Source organism: Streptomyces sp. NPDC058257, assembly GCF_042881845.1.
In the GTDB taxonomy this organism is placed as follows: domain Bacteria; phylum Actinomycetota; class Actinomycetes; order Streptomycetales; family Streptomycetaceae; genus Streptomyces.
This window is the reverse complement of sequence record NZ_JBHVXJ010000015.1, coordinates 30,336-42,397: the sequence shown is the minus strand read 5'-3', so window position 1 is coordinate 42,397 and position 12,062 is coordinate 30,336. Positions and strand designations below refer to the sequence as shown.

13 protein-coding genes are annotated in these 12,062 nt (G+C 69.8%); 8 read left to right on the top strand and 5 right to left on the bottom strand.

All coding sequences use genetic code 11. From position 1 onward, the window contains the following. The first annotated feature begins 16 nt into the window (after nucleotides 1-16). The 3 genes from manD to ACFVXC_RS29835 all read left to right on the top strand — a co-directional run bounded on the left by manD (nucleotide 17) and on the right by ACFVXC_RS29835 (nucleotide 4,725). The gene (gene manD, locus ACFVXC_RS29845; protein WP_389911252.1) at nucleotides 17-1,231 is read left to right on the top strand and encodes a D-mannonate dehydratase ManD; all 1,215 of its coding nucleotides are present in this window, start codon (nucleotides 17-19) and stop codon (nucleotides 1,229-1,231) included. 206 nt (nucleotides 1,232-1,437) lie between these two features. Further along, nucleotides 1,438-3,870 (top strand): RICIN domain-containing protein, encoded by a 2,433-nt coding sequence (locus ACFVXC_RS29840; RefSeq protein ID WP_389911249.1) that lies wholly within the window; start codon nucleotides 1,438-1,440, stop codon nucleotides 3,868-3,870. Between the two features lie 696 nt (nucleotides 3,871-4,566). After that, entirely contained in the window at nucleotides 4,567-4,725 is a 159-nt protein-coding gene (locus tag ACFVXC_RS29835; RefSeq protein ID WP_389911246.1) for a hypothetical protein, read from the top strand. 174 nt (nucleotides 4,726-4,899) lie between these two features. Here the strand turns inward: ACFVXC_RS29835 and ACFVXC_RS29830 are convergent, their stop codons facing one another. After that, nucleotides 4,900-5,043 carry a hypothetical protein gene (locus tag ACFVXC_RS29830; protein ID WP_389911243.1) on the bottom strand — a complete coding sequence of 48 codons (144 nt, stop codon included), beginning with the start codon at nucleotides 5,041-5,043 and terminating at the stop codon, nucleotides 4,900-4,902. Nucleotides 5,044-5,270: 227 nt separating this feature from the next. Here ACFVXC_RS29830 and ACFVXC_RS29825 point away from each other — a divergent pair, with 227 nt between their 5' ends. The 5 genes from ACFVXC_RS29825 to tatA all read left to right on the top strand — a co-directional run bounded on the left by ACFVXC_RS29825 (nucleotide 5,271) and on the right by tatA (nucleotide 8,550). Continuing rightward, a complete protein-coding gene (locus ACFVXC_RS29825; RefSeq protein WP_389911240.1) occupies nucleotides 5,271-5,591 on the top strand; it encodes an L-rhamnose mutarotase in 321 nt (106 codons plus the stop codon). A gap of 237 nt (nucleotides 5,592-5,828) precedes the next feature. Further along, nucleotides 5,829-6,857, top strand: a complete 1,029-nt coding sequence (locus tag ACFVXC_RS29820; protein WP_389911237.1) for a sporulation protein — start codon at nucleotides 5,829-5,831, stop codon at nucleotides 6,855-6,857. Nucleotides 6,858-7,092: 235 nt separating this feature from the next. After that, nucleotides 7,093-7,359, top strand: a complete 267-nt coding sequence (locus ACFVXC_RS29815) for a GlsB/YeaQ/YmgE family stress response membrane protein (protein ID WP_383265814.1) — start codon at nucleotides 7,093-7,095, stop codon at nucleotides 7,357-7,359. A gap of 144 nt (nucleotides 7,360-7,503) precedes the next feature. Then, a complete protein-coding gene (locus ACFVXC_RS29810; protein ID WP_389911234.1) occupies nucleotides 7,504-8,082 on the top strand; it encodes a TerD family protein in 579 nt (192 codons plus the stop codon). A 156-nt stretch (nucleotides 8,083-8,238) separates the two neighbouring features. Beyond that, a complete protein-coding gene (gene tatA, locus ACFVXC_RS29805; protein ID WP_389911232.1) occupies nucleotides 8,239-8,550 on the top strand; it encodes a Sec-independent protein translocase subunit TatA in 312 nt (103 codons plus the stop codon). 66 nt (nucleotides 8,551-8,616) lie between these two features. On the opposite strand, the gene ACFVXC_RS29800 is transcribed toward tatA, so the two are convergent. From ACFVXC_RS29800 to ACFVXC_RS29785, 4 genes are all read right to left on the bottom strand, one after another. Beyond that, the gene (locus tag ACFVXC_RS29800; RefSeq protein WP_389911231.1) at nucleotides 8,617-9,231 is read right to left on the bottom strand and encodes a hypothetical protein; all 615 of its coding nucleotides are present in this window, start codon (nucleotides 9,229-9,231) and stop codon (nucleotides 8,617-8,619) included. A gap of 76 nt (nucleotides 9,232-9,307) precedes the next feature. Continuing rightward, nucleotides 9,308-9,898, bottom strand: a complete 591-nt coding sequence (locus tag ACFVXC_RS29795) for a hypothetical protein (RefSeq protein WP_389911229.1) — start codon at nucleotides 9,896-9,898, stop codon at nucleotides 9,308-9,310. 185 nt (nucleotides 9,899-10,083) lie between these two features. After that, the gene (locus ACFVXC_RS29790; RefSeq protein WP_389911228.1) at nucleotides 10,084-10,932 is read right to left on the bottom strand and encodes an endo alpha-1,4 polygalactosaminidase; all 849 of its coding nucleotides are present in this window, start codon (nucleotides 10,930-10,932) and stop codon (nucleotides 10,084-10,086) included. Nucleotides 10,933-11,140: 208 nt separating this feature from the next. Beyond that, on the bottom strand, nucleotides 11,141-12,019 hold the full coding sequence (locus ACFVXC_RS29785) for an SIS domain-containing protein (protein WP_389911226.1): 879 nt from the start codon (nucleotides 12,017-12,019) through the stop codon (nucleotides 11,141-11,143). Nucleotides 12,020-12,062 lie beyond the last annotated feature (43 nt).

Here is a 12,062-nt window from a genome sequence, read left to right as displayed (position 1 = left end):
CGGAAAGAGCACCCGTATGAAGATCGTCGACGCGAAGGTCGTCGTCACAAGCCCGGGCCGCAACTTCGTCACCCTGAAGCTGACGACCGACGACGGCCTCACCGGACTCGGCGACGCCACCCTCAACGGCCGGGAACTCGCCGTGGTCAGCTATCTGACCGACCACGTCGTACCCCTGCTCATCGGCCGTGACCCGCACCGGATCGAGGACACCTGGCAGTACCTGTACCGGGGGGCCTACTGGCGGCGCGGACCCGTCACCATGGCCGCGATCGCCGCCGTCGACGTCGCCCTGTGGGACATCAAGGCGAAGGCCGCGGGCCTGCCGCTCTACCAGCTCCTCGGCGGCGCGAGCCGCGAGCGCATCCGCACCTACGGACACGCGAACGGCCGTGACATCCCCGAACTGCTCGACTCCGTGCGGGCCAGGATCGCCGAGGGGTATCCCGCGGTGCGCGTCCAGTCGGGGATCCCCGGCCTGAAGGCCGTGTACGGCGTGCACAGCACCGACGACGGCGGCGAACCCGTCCTGCACCAGCAGGCCCACCCCCTCGTGGAGGACTGGGACACCGACGCCTACCTGCGCCACACGCCCACCGTATTCGAGGCGGTCCGCGCGGAGTTCGGCGCCGAACTCCCGCTGCTCCACGACGCACACCACCGGCTCAGCCCGATCCAGGCAGCCAGGCTCGGCAAGGACCTGGAACCGTACCGGCCGTTCTGGCTCGAGGACTGCACACCGGCCGAGAACCAGGAGGCCCTTCGACTGGTGCGCCGGCGCACCTCGACGCCGCTGGCCATCGGTGAGGTCTTCAACACCGTGCACGACTACCAGGCCCTGATCACCGAGCAGTTGATCGACTACGTACGTTCCGCGGTCACTCACTTCGGGGGTGTCACACCGCTGCGCAAGCTCTTCGACTTCGCGGCGCAGTACCAGATCAAGAGCGCGGTGCACGGCCCCGAGGACATCTCCCCGGTGGGGATGGCCGCGGCCCTGCACCTGGACCTCGCCGTGCACAACTTCGGGATCCAGGAGTACTCGGGCCACACCCGCCTCACCGATGAGGTCTTCCGGCACGCCTACACGTTCACGGACGGCCACCTGCACCCGGGCGAGGCTCCCGGCATCGGCGTGGAACTGGACGAGGAGCTCGCGGCCGCCCACCCCTACGAAGCGGCCTATCTGCCGGTCAACCGACTGCAGGACGGAACCGTCCACGACTGGTGAGCCGGGGGAGGGACGGCCGACCCCGTCCCTCCCTTCCCTCCCTCTGGACAATCCCGTCACTCGGTGCTGAGATGCCAACTGCCCTGTTGCCCACATGCCATGTAGCGCGCGACAGGGATTTCGTACGCCTCAGTTTTCCAACGTTGTAAAGCGCTCTGCACGGCAGCCACCAGCGCACACGGACGACGACGGGACGGTACTTCCTCATGACGCAGCTCGGCCGACGCCACTTCCTCCAGCGCTCCGGCGCGATCACCCTCGGCGCGGCCGGCGGGCTGACCGCCGTCACCGGCCCCGCCGCGCGGGCGGCGAGCCAGGGGCGCGGCGGTCTCTACGGCCCGAGCGCCGCGCCCCTGGCCCCCACCGCGTTCCAGAGGCTTCCGGTGGGCAGCGTCACCGCGCGCGGCTGGCTGCGCGGACAGCTCGACCTGCTGCTCGGCGGCCTGTTCGGGCGGTACGCGGAGATCTCGCACTTCCTCGCCTTCGACGACTCCGGCTGGGTCCACCCGGACAAGGAAGGGTGGGAGGAAGTGACGTACTGGCTGCGGGGGTACGTCGACCTCGCCGCCCTCACCGGAGACCGCACCGCCCTCGCGGAGAGCCGCCGGTGGATCGACGCGATCATCGCCACCCAGGAAGCTGACGGTTTCTTCGGCCCGAGAAGACTGCGCACCCAACTGAACGGCGGCCCGGACTTCTGGCCCTATCTGCCGCTCCTTCAGGCGCTCCGCTCGCACGAGGAGTTCACCGGCGACAGAAGGATCCTGCCGTTCGTCCTGCGTTTCATGCGCTTCATGAACGCGCAGGGACCCGGTGCCTTCGACTCCAGCTGGGTCTCCAAGCGCTGGGGCGACGGGCTCGACGTCGCCTTCTGGGCCTACAACCGCACCCGGGAGAGCTTCCTGCTCGACCTCGCGGACAAGATGCACACCCACGGCGTGGACTGGTCCGGCGGCGTCGCCGACTGGCACAACGTCAATGTGGCGCAGGGCTTCCGGGAGCCCGCGCAGTACGCCCTGCGCTCCGGCGAGGCGGCTCACACCCGGGCGACGTACCGCAACTACGCGACCGCGATCGGGACGTACGGACAGTTCCCTGGCGGCGGCTTCGCGGGGGACGAGAACGCGCGCCCCGGCTTCGGCGACCCCCGTCAGGGCTTCGAGACCTGCGGCACCGTCGAGTTCATGGCCAGCCACGAACTCCTCACCCGCATCACCGGAGACCCGGTCTGGGCCGACCTGTGCGAAGAGCTGGCCTTCAACATGCTGCCCGCGGCGACCGACCCCGCGGGAACGGGCATCCACTACGTCACCAGTGCCAACAGCGTCGACCTCGACAACGCCCGCAAGACGCAAGGGCAGTTCCAGAACGGCTTCGCGATGCAGTCCTTCCAGCCGGGCGTCGACCAGTACCGCTGCTGCCCGCACAACTACGGCATGGGCTGGCCGTACTTCACCGAGGAACTGTGGCTCGCGACCCCGGAGCGCGGCCTGGCGGCGGCGATGTACGCGCCGTGCCGGGTCACGGCGAACGTCGGGGACGGCGCCACCTCCGTCACGATCACCGAGGACACCGACTACCCCTTCAAGGAGACAGTCACCCTCACTCTCGCCATGGACGAGCCGGTGCGCTTCCCGCTGCGGCTGCGCGTACCCGGCTGGTGCGAAAGCCCTCAACTCTCCGTGAACGGCGTCAGGTTGAAGGCCCCGGACGGACCGGCCTTCGCCGAGGTCGAGCGGACCTGGCGCCACGGGGACCGCGTCACGTTGAAGCTGCCGCAGAGCACGGCGGTACGCACCTGGAAGAGCGGGGCGGTCAGCGTCGACCGCGGCCCCCTCACGTACTCCCTGCGCATCGGCGAGTCATACGAGCGGTACGCGGGCACGGACGCCTTCCCCCACCAAGCGGTGCACGCGACCACCCCGTGGAACTACGCACTCGCCCCCCACCCCGGGAACGGCCTCTCCTTCACCGCCGACTCCGGACCGCTGACCGGCGACCCGTTCACGCACGAGGGCGTCCCGGTACGCATCCGTGCCCGCGCCCGGCGCCTGGAGGAATGGGTGGCTGACGACGAGCACGTGGTGGCCCCGCTCCAGGCGAGCCCGGCCCGTGCCACCGGCGCGACGGAGGAGGTGACGCTCATCCCGATGGGCGCGGCACGCCTGCGCGTCACCGCGTTCCCCACGGCGGCCCCCGACGGTCGGCCCTGGACGCCCGAGCCGCCCTACCGCCGGATCGAGAACCGGCACAGCGGCAAGGTCCTCGCGGTCGACGGCATGTCCCTGGACGAGGGTGGCCGCGTGGTCCAGTTCGACAACTCCGGTACGGGCGACCACGCGTGGCAGCTCATCGACCGGGGCGAGGGCTGGTACACCCTGCGCAACGGGCACAGCGGCAAGGTGCTCGGCATCGAAAGCGCGTCAACGGCCAATTCCGCCAGGTCCGTTCAGTTCACCGACAACGGAGCCGGGCACCTGCGCTGGGAGAAGGTGGACAAGGGGGACGACTGGTTCCTGCTCCGCAACCGGCACAGCGGCAAAGTCCTCGGGGTGGACGGCATGTCGACGGCCAACAGTGCGCAGGTCGTGCAGTTCGAGGACAACGGCACGGCGGATCATCTGTGGCGCCTGACGTGAGTTGGAGCGGCCCTGGGACCCTCCACCGTGCCGCGTCAGGACAGTCGTGATCGCCGGTGGCTGCCGGTTCCTGGGCTCCGCTCTTGTCCGCCGGGCGGCAGCGGCCGGGCACAGGACGGTCGCGACCTTCGCCACCAGACCCGGCGGTCGTCCCGAGGCGGCGTGGCACGCCTCGATCCGCGGGATCCTGAGCGCGTCGAAGCAGTCGTGGCCGGGACCCGGAACGGCGTCCTGTTCACCGGCGGCATCCGTGGCCCGGAGCATGTCGCCGATCTGGCCGCCGCCCTGCCGGAACTCGCGTCCTGCGACACGAACGGCGTACACCATGGGACAGGAGCCGACGCCGTGAGCGTCACGAAACGGGCCCCCTCATCGCCGGGCGGGACGGGGCTGACGCGCCTCCCGCCCGGCCTCGGGCCTGCGGGCCGACAGCGCACTTCCCGGGGCGATCGACGTCCGCCTCGACAGCCGCCACCCACCCCAGCACGGGCTGCGCACCACGTTGCGCGGCGCCCGCCGCTTCCTCGCCGTGCCGCACTGAGCACCTCGGCGCCACCTCGAAGCGGCCCGCTCGACCACGCTCGGCGGCAGGGGACACCTGCAGACGAGTGGGCTTGGCTCGGAGTCCGTGTGCGGCCCGAGCCCGCTGGATAGGCCTTCTTCTGATCTCCGTAACCACGAGCAAAGGATTGCCCCATGCGCTTGCGCACAGCTGTCACCGCCACGGTCCTGGCCGCCATCGCCGTCCTCGGCGGCTCTGGGGTCGCCGCCGCCGACGGACCCGTGGACGACGCTCTGAACGTCGTCCACGAGGAAACCACCGTGGTCCACTTCGGCGACCTGGTCCTGGACTGACCAGCACGACAGGCACTGAGCCCTCTGGTGCCGCGCCGCCGGCAGGTGGGTGGCGCGGCACCGGGGGCCACTCAGGTCGAACGTGACCGGGGGCCACTCAGGTCGAACGTGGGTGAAGTGCCGTCGTACGTCGTCCCTGACGTCCGCGTCGAGGGCGAGGCGCCACTCCAGGCGTCACTCAAGGCGCCCGCGGTCCGGGCGGACCAGCGCCGACACCGGGACGGCCCGTCCGTGGATCGCCCCGAACTTCAGGCGTACGTTCGGGTTGGTCTGGCCGTAGTGGGCCTGCCCCTCGTACACCTCGCCGCCCCCCCCCACAGCCGGGACACACCCCGTACGTCATTTCCGTCCCCTGATCCCTCATGAGCCCCACCCTGGGCCCGATGTCACAGGGCTGATCGGCACCGTACGCGATTGACATCCGTCGCGAGACGGCCGTAGCTTGCGGCGCATTGGAGTGAATCCTTTCAGCGCGATGGCCGCGATGGCTGCGATGGCCTGTCGCGCTGGTCGTGCCGCGTGGCTGAAAAAGGGGGCCATCGCTCGTGCAACGGGTCTGTTTCCTGCTGAAGGTCCGCCCGGACCGGCTGGACGAGTACCGCGAGCGCCATGAACACGTCTGGCCGGAGATGCGCGAGGCGCTCTCCGCCGCCGGATGGCACAACTACTCGCTGTTCCTGCGCGAGGACGGCCTCCTCGTCGGTTACCTGGAAACCCCGGACTTCGCCGCCGCGCAGGAAGCCATGGCGCGGACCGACGTCAACGCCCGCTGGCAGGCCGAGATGGCGGGCTACTTCGAGGGCTTGGACGGGCGCGGCCCCGACGAGTCGATGCGCTCGCTAGCCGAGGTCTTCCACCTCGCCTAGCCGCCTGTATGCGGTGATTCGAGGAAGGCTTTTCGCCTCTTCCCGAGCTTTCCCGCCACACCTGCCGCGATGCCGCCTGGAGCAGGCTCGGCAGCCCTATGCTTCTACTCGCTTGTAGAAATGCGAGGGCGTTCGCGGCTGCTTCGAGCGCTTCCGCGTCCCCTGCCGCGTGCCTCCCGCATTGCTCGGCACTTCCTCAGTACGAGAATCACACGCACATAAGGGGTGAACGCCACGATGGTGTTCAAACGACTGCTCGGCTCGCTCGGTGTGGGCGGGCCCACGGTCGACACGGTCCTCGATCCGGGTCCTGTCCTGCCCGGCGGCGACCTCAACGGGCAGGTCCAACTCAGGGGTGGCGGCGCCGACTTCGACATCGAGCACATCACCCTGGAGCTGGTCGCCCGGGCCGAGGTCGAGCGGGAGGACGGGGAGGGTGAAGGCGCCGTCGTCTTCGACCGGTTCACCGTGGGCGGCGGTTTCCGGCTCGCTGAAGGCGAGGAGCGCGGTGTCCCGTTCAGTGTGACGCTGCCGTGGGAGACGCCCATCACGGAGCTGTACGGCCAGGGCCTTGGCATCGTCCTCGGGGTGCGCACGGAGCTGTCGGTCGCGGGCGCGAAGGACAAGGGTGATCTGGACGCGCTCGCGGTGCGTCCTCTGCCCGTGCAGGAGGCGATCCTGGAGGCGCTGGGACAGCTCGGTTTCGGCTTCAGGTCCGCCGACCTCGAGTACGGCCACATCGCCGGCACCGGACAGCGACTCCCCTTCTATCAGGAGATCGAACTCACCCCGTCCTCCCGGTACGCCCACGCGGTCAACGAGATCGAGTTGACCTTCCTGCCCTTCCCGGGCGGCATGGACGTGATCCTTGAGGCGGACAAGCGCGGCGGTCTCTTCTCGGGCGGCCACGACACCGTCACCCGCTTCACCGTCGGTCATGACGGGGTCGGGCACCAGGACTGGAACGCGCTGGTCGACGGCTGGATCAAGCAGTTGGTCGAGCATCGGGGGGCCCACGCCTCGCACTCCTCGTACGGACACGGGGATCCCTACGGCTCGGCTCATGGCCAGGGCGGACGCCACCACGACCAGCACGACCACGAAGGCCACCGCCGCGCGGGCCCCGGCATGGGCACCGTCGTCGCCGCGGGTGCGGCCGGGCTCGCGGTCGGTGTGGTCGGCGGGATGGTCGCGGCCGAAGTCGTCGACGAGGTCGGCGACTTCTTCGAGGGGGATGAGGAAGAGGAGGAGGGGGACGAGGGGTAGGTGAGCCGGGGGAGCGGGCCGGCTCGATGGGTGAGGCCGGTGAGCGCCGCCTTCCTGTCCCGCTCCCCGTCCGGCGCCTCGCGCATCTTCTGCTCGGCGCGAGCTGCTCGGTCCCGGGCGCCGCCGAACTCCACCGTGTTCACATCTTCTACAGACGCGTAGAAGCTACGCTGCTCCGGCACCCCTCCCTGCACGACAGGCGAGGAACGACGGAGACAAGAAGGAGACAAGACCCATGGGTGTCATCGGGTGGATCATTCTCGGACTGCTGGCCGGCGCGATAGCCAAGGCGGTGCTGCCCGGCCGCGATCCGGGCGGGCTCATCGGCACGACGGTCATCGGAATCGCCGGAGCCTTCGTCGGGGGCTGGCTGTCGGCGCGGTTCCTCGACCGGCCGGTGGAGCGGCAGTTCTTCGACCTCACCACGTGGGGATCGGCCATCGCCGGAGCGCTCGTGCTGCTGATCGGCTACCGGCTCCTGTTCGGCAACTCGCGCAAATGACGCGCGGTCGGCGTTCCCGGCGTCGCGCGTGGCTGATTCGGTGTGGCGGGCTTTCGGAGCCCGCCCCCGTTGTCTCTACAGTGCTGTAGTTTCTAGGCGGGTCGGCGTCGCGGGCGCGGACCGGAGACATCGAGGAGGAGAGCAGTGGGAGTTTCCCTGGCCAAGGGTGGCAACGTCTCGCTCAGCAAGGAGGCCCCGGGCCTCACGGCCGTAGTGGTCGGCCTGGGCTGGGACGTGCGGACCACCACGGGCACCGATTACGACCTCGATGCCTCCGCTCTGCTGGTGGACGAGTCCGGGAAGGTGCCCTCCAGCCGGCACTTCATCTTCTACAACAACCTCAAGAGCCCGGACGGTTCGGTCGAGCACACCGGCGACAACCTCACCGGTGAGGGCGAGGGCGACGACGAGGCCGTCAAGGTGAACCTCGCGGCCGTGCCCGCCGAGGTCGACAAGATCGTCTTCCCGGTGTCCATTCACGACGCCGAGAACCGCGGCCAGAGCTTCGGCCAGGTCCGCAACGCCTTCATCCGCGTGGTCAACCAGGACGGCGGAGCGGAACTCGCCCGCTACGACCTGTCCGAGGACGCTGCCACCGAGACAGCAATGATCTTCGGCGAGCTCTACCGCAACGGCGCCGAGGAGTGGAAGTTCCGTGCCGTCGGCCAGGGTTACGCGTCGGGCCTGTCCGGCATCGCCTCCGACTTCGGCGTCGACGTCTGACCGTGCCCGCCTCCGGCACCTGACGTCGCGGACCCAGCCGTCCGGCGACGTCCACAGACCCCGTCGCCCGCATGACGACCCAACCGCATGCGGGCGGCGGGGCTCCTCCTTGCTCGCGCCGCACCCGGCACGGGCCCAGACGCAGACAGGACCGAAGTGTTCGGACTGAGCGAGATCGCCATCATCCTCATCGTCGTCATACTCGTCCTCGGCGCCAAGAAGCTCCCTGAACTGGCCCGTTCCGCGGGCAAGTCGGCCCGCATCCTCAAGGCCGAGGCCAAGGCGATGAAGAACGAGGAGGAGCAAGCGGGGGAGCAAGCGGGGGAGAAAGTGGGGGAGAAGGGGAAGGCGGCCGGGGAGGCGGCGCCTTCGCCCCAGGTCATTCACGGTGAGGTCATCGCGCCCACCGCCCACACGGTGCCGAAGCCGGACTCCGCACGGCCTCACTCGCAGAACCAGCAGAGGTAGACGTCCCCGGTCCTCAAGGCGGGAGCCTCTCCCGGCCCGGGCCGGGAGAGGCTCTGGAGCGGTGCGTCAGCCGCAGTGCTCGGCCTTCTCCTGATCCGTCATCGGGCGGGTGTGCTGCGTCTTGGTGCTCGGCGCGTCCGGCTTGGGGCCCGTCGCGTCGAAGGGGGCGTACCAGATGTAGTGCCCGTGGAACTTGTCCTCGAAGTGCAGCTCGTAGGTGCCCTTCACACGCTGGAGCTGGGACTCGCGCGTGACCCAGCCGACCTCGCCGGGGCGGACGTCGACGTTGGTGGTGTCGGTCTCGGTGTGCGAGCTCTCCCAGGTGTGTCCGTAGGAGGTCTCGATGCTCACCTTGAAGACCTCGGCGAAGCCGTATTCAGCGCTGAGCGAGACCCCGACGCTGTTGGACTCGCCGGTCGTGTCCGCCCAGGAGATGCTGGAACGCTGCAGGTCCTGGGTGCAGTTGTAGGCGCTGTCACCCACCTGGTGCGCCTCGCCCGTCGAGTCGGTGCCGGGGCCGTCGGGGTGGAAGACGCACGAGTCGGTGCCGTTGTCGCACTTGTCGAGCAGCTCGCGGACGGTGGGGGCCTCTTCGTCGGCCTGCGCGGCGGGCGCGAGGGCCATGCCGCCCGCGGTGGCCATCGCCGCGAACAGGACGGTGAGACGGGTACGGGTGATCATGTGTGATCTCCAGTGGGGGGAAGGTGGTGCGGGTTGGGGGGGGTACGGCGTGCGCGAGAGCGCGGCAGCGCTCGCTCTAGCTGAAGCCGATGGACTGGGTACGGTCGTTCATCATCTGGCCGACGTCGGAGGTGTTCTCGTCGAACGGCCCGTCGCGGTCGCCGCCGAGGTTGGGCTCCGGGTAGAGCCAGATCGCGCAGTTGCCCCAGGGCTGTACGGAGGAGACGCGGTTCTTCCAGTCGTCGCCGAGGTCGTACTGCCAGTTGACCCAGCCGTCCTTCTCGCACAGCGAGGGGCCGCTGATGGTGAGCGTGTCGCCCGAGAAGCCGGGATCGCTGAAGAACGTTCCCTGGACGACGTCCCCGGCCGCCGCGGTGTCCTTCTTCGCCGCGGTCTCTGACATGGCCGCGCGGAACGCGGGTGAGGTGACGGCGGCCCGTGGGGTGGCCGGCGCGTCGGTGACGCGTCCGTCGGTGGCGTGGTCGACGGCTTCGTCGAACGTGCCGAAGCAGCGCTGCTCTCCGGTGGTCGCGTCCAGGACGCAGTGGCGCGCGGCCGGTTCATCGGCCGCCCCGGCCGACTGCGCCGACAGGGTGCAGATCAGTCCGGTGGTGACGGCGAGCGTGACTCCCGCCAGACGGGCGCGGTGCGTGGTCCGTATGGCCATACGGTTACCCCTTTCTTCTAGTTTGGCGTGAGCACATCACCTTCCTGGATAGTGGCTGTGGTCCGCGTCCGTGGCTGGAATCCCGAATTCCGTGGTCCATGGAGCAGTTCGAGCCAACTCGGGCACCGCGAGTGCCCCCTTCGGGCACGCCGAAGGGGGGAACGGGCAGGAGCGGAGAAGCGCCGTCAGCACTGCTCGAAGACGTAGCCCTTCGTGCCCTCGGGGCGGACGTCGCGATCGCGCAGCGTGATGGACAGATCCGAGCCCCAGCCGTCGCAGGCGGTGCGGTAGTCCTTGCGCGTGTACTCGACGGCGAAGACCTTGTCGTCGTAGGCATCGGCGAAGTCGCCGCACTCCTTGTACGCCGCGCACTCCTCGACCACGGCGAAGTCGAACCCGATGCGGCCGCGCTCAGGAAGGAGGTCGGTGGTGTTCTTCTGGGCGATCGCCAGACCGCGGCTGTGGGCCCGCTCGGCGAGCAACTTGGCGAAGGCGGCGGCGTGTTCGGTCGTGAGGAGATCGTCGGAACGCTCGTAGGAGTCCAGGTTGTCGGGCTCGACGGCGTCGTAGCCCGACTTCGCGCAGCCGTCGATCCACGGCCCGACGATGTCCATCAGGTCGCGGCGCTTGCCGGCCGTGGAGATGTCCAGGAGCGGCTCCTCCCAGTCGTCGTCGATCACCAGGGAGCCGTCGTCGTCCTTGAGCAGCAGGTCGGGGTGCTTCTTCTTCCACCAGCCGATGGCTTCGCCCGGCTGGGTCTGGAAGGCGTTGACGTAGCACACGTTGTACAGGCCCTTGGCGGGCTTGGCGGAGCGGTCGCGGGAGAGCGCCTGTACGGCGTCGTCGGGCGTGTAGGGGCCGCCGAGTTGGTAGTCGAAGACGGCGTCGGCCTTCGGCGGGCGCACGTCGTCCGCCCGGTCCGTGGCGGTGGCCGAGGTGTCCTTGCCGTCGTCGGTGGCGCAGGCGCCGACCAGGAAGAGGGCGGCGGCGCAGGCGGCGAGGAGGCCGGTGTGCGGGCGGTGCGGGCGGCGCATGGAGGGCTTTCGTTCGGGGCGGCAGCGGCAGCGGCAGGGCTGCCGCCCTTGAGCACGGTGCGCGCGGCCTTCGGGAAGACCGCGCGGAAATGTGTTGCGATGTCGATCTTACGTCGCATATCGGCGGAACCGGATAGCGAGGTCGCGGCGGCCGGCCCGGGGAGACCGGCCGCCGCGAGTGACCGCTCACGGGGGCATGGGCCGCTGGTCAGGCCAGGACGACGGAGCGGGTCAGGTGGGCCGGCCGGTCCGGGTCGCGTCCCGAGTCCTCGGCGATGCGCACGGCCAGGCGCTGGGCGAGCACCAGTTCCGCGAGCGGGTCGAGCGCGGGGGCGCGCAGATACGCGCCGGTGGCCTCGATCTGCGCGGTGAGCTCCGCGGGCAGCGGGGACAGGCTCCACACGGCCCGCCCGGGACCGGCCACCGCGATGGGGCCGTGACGGTACTCCATGAGGGAGTAGGACTCGGTCCAATGGGCGGCGGCCTCCCGCACCTTGAGCGCCGCCTCGTGCGCGAGCCCGGTGTGCCAGCCCTCGCCGAGGAAGGTGATCTGCTCCGCGGCCAGCAGCCGCGGATCCAGCGGTGCGCTCAGGGCCGTGGTCACGTCGGTCAGCGCCTGGTCGAGGTTGTGGCCGAGGTGGGCCATCATGAGCGCCAGTTGCGTGGTCGGATAGCGGGTCTGTACGACGGACTGCTCGTCGGCGTGGTCAAGGATGATCACGTCGTCGGCGGCGAGCGCGGCGGGTGACCGGGGTACCGCCGTGAGCGTGGTGACCCGCGTGGCGGAGGGGGCCGCCGCGAGGGCGGTGAGGATCTCGGTGGTGGTGCCGGACCGGGTCAGGGCCAGGATGCGGTCGTAGGGGCGGTGCAGCCAGGCCGCGGAGGCGGGGAACGCGTCGGTGGGGCCCTGCCCCAGGCTCTCCCGCAGGTGGGCGTAGGCCTGCGCCATGAACAGCGACGTACCGCAGCCGATCACGGCGACCCGCTCGCCCTTGGCGGGCAACGCCTGCGCGTATTCGGGGAGTTGCTTCAGCGCGTACTCCCAGCACTGCGGCTGTGTGTCGATTTCCTGGCTTGTCAGTGACATTGAGGGTGCTTTCTCGGTCCGGGGATGGAAGAAGTGAAGCTCT

Bases quoted from the DNA above. Each gene is read 5' to 3' on its own strand.
- ACFVXC_RS29820 (WP_389911237.1), top strand. From the start codon at position 5,829: ATGGTGTTCAAACGACTGCTCGGCTCGCTCGGTGTGGGCGGGCCCACG.
- ACFVXC_RS29815 (WP_383265814.1), top strand. From the start codon at position 7,093: ATGGGTGTCATCGGGTGGATCATTCTCGGACTGCTGGCCGGCGCGATA.
- ACFVXC_RS29840 (WP_389911249.1), top strand. From the start codon at position 1,438: ATGACGCAGCTCGGCCGACGCCACTTCCTCCAGCGCTCCGGCGCGATC.
- manD (WP_389911252.1), top strand. From the start codon at position 17: ATGAAGATCGTCGACGCGAAGGTCGTCGTCACAAGCCCGGGCCGCAAC.
- ACFVXC_RS29790 (WP_389911228.1), bottom strand. From the start codon at position 10,932: ATGCGCCGCCCGCACCGCCCGCACACCGGCCTCCTCGCCGCCTGCGCC.
- ACFVXC_RS29800 (WP_389911231.1), bottom strand. From the start codon at position 9,231: ATGATCACCCGTACCCGTCTCACCGTCCTGTTCGCGGCGATGGCCACC.
- ACFVXC_RS29785 (WP_389911226.1), bottom strand. From the start codon at position 12,019: ATGTCACTGACAAGCCAGGAAATCGACACACAGCCGCAGTGCTGGGAG.
- ACFVXC_RS29835 (WP_389911246.1), top strand. From the start codon at position 4,567: ATGCGCTTGCGCACAGCTGTCACCGCCACGGTCCTGGCCGCCATCGCC.
- ACFVXC_RS29795 (WP_389911229.1), bottom strand. From the start codon at position 9,898: ATGGCCATACGGACCACGCACCGCGCCCGTCTGGCGGGAGTCACGCTC.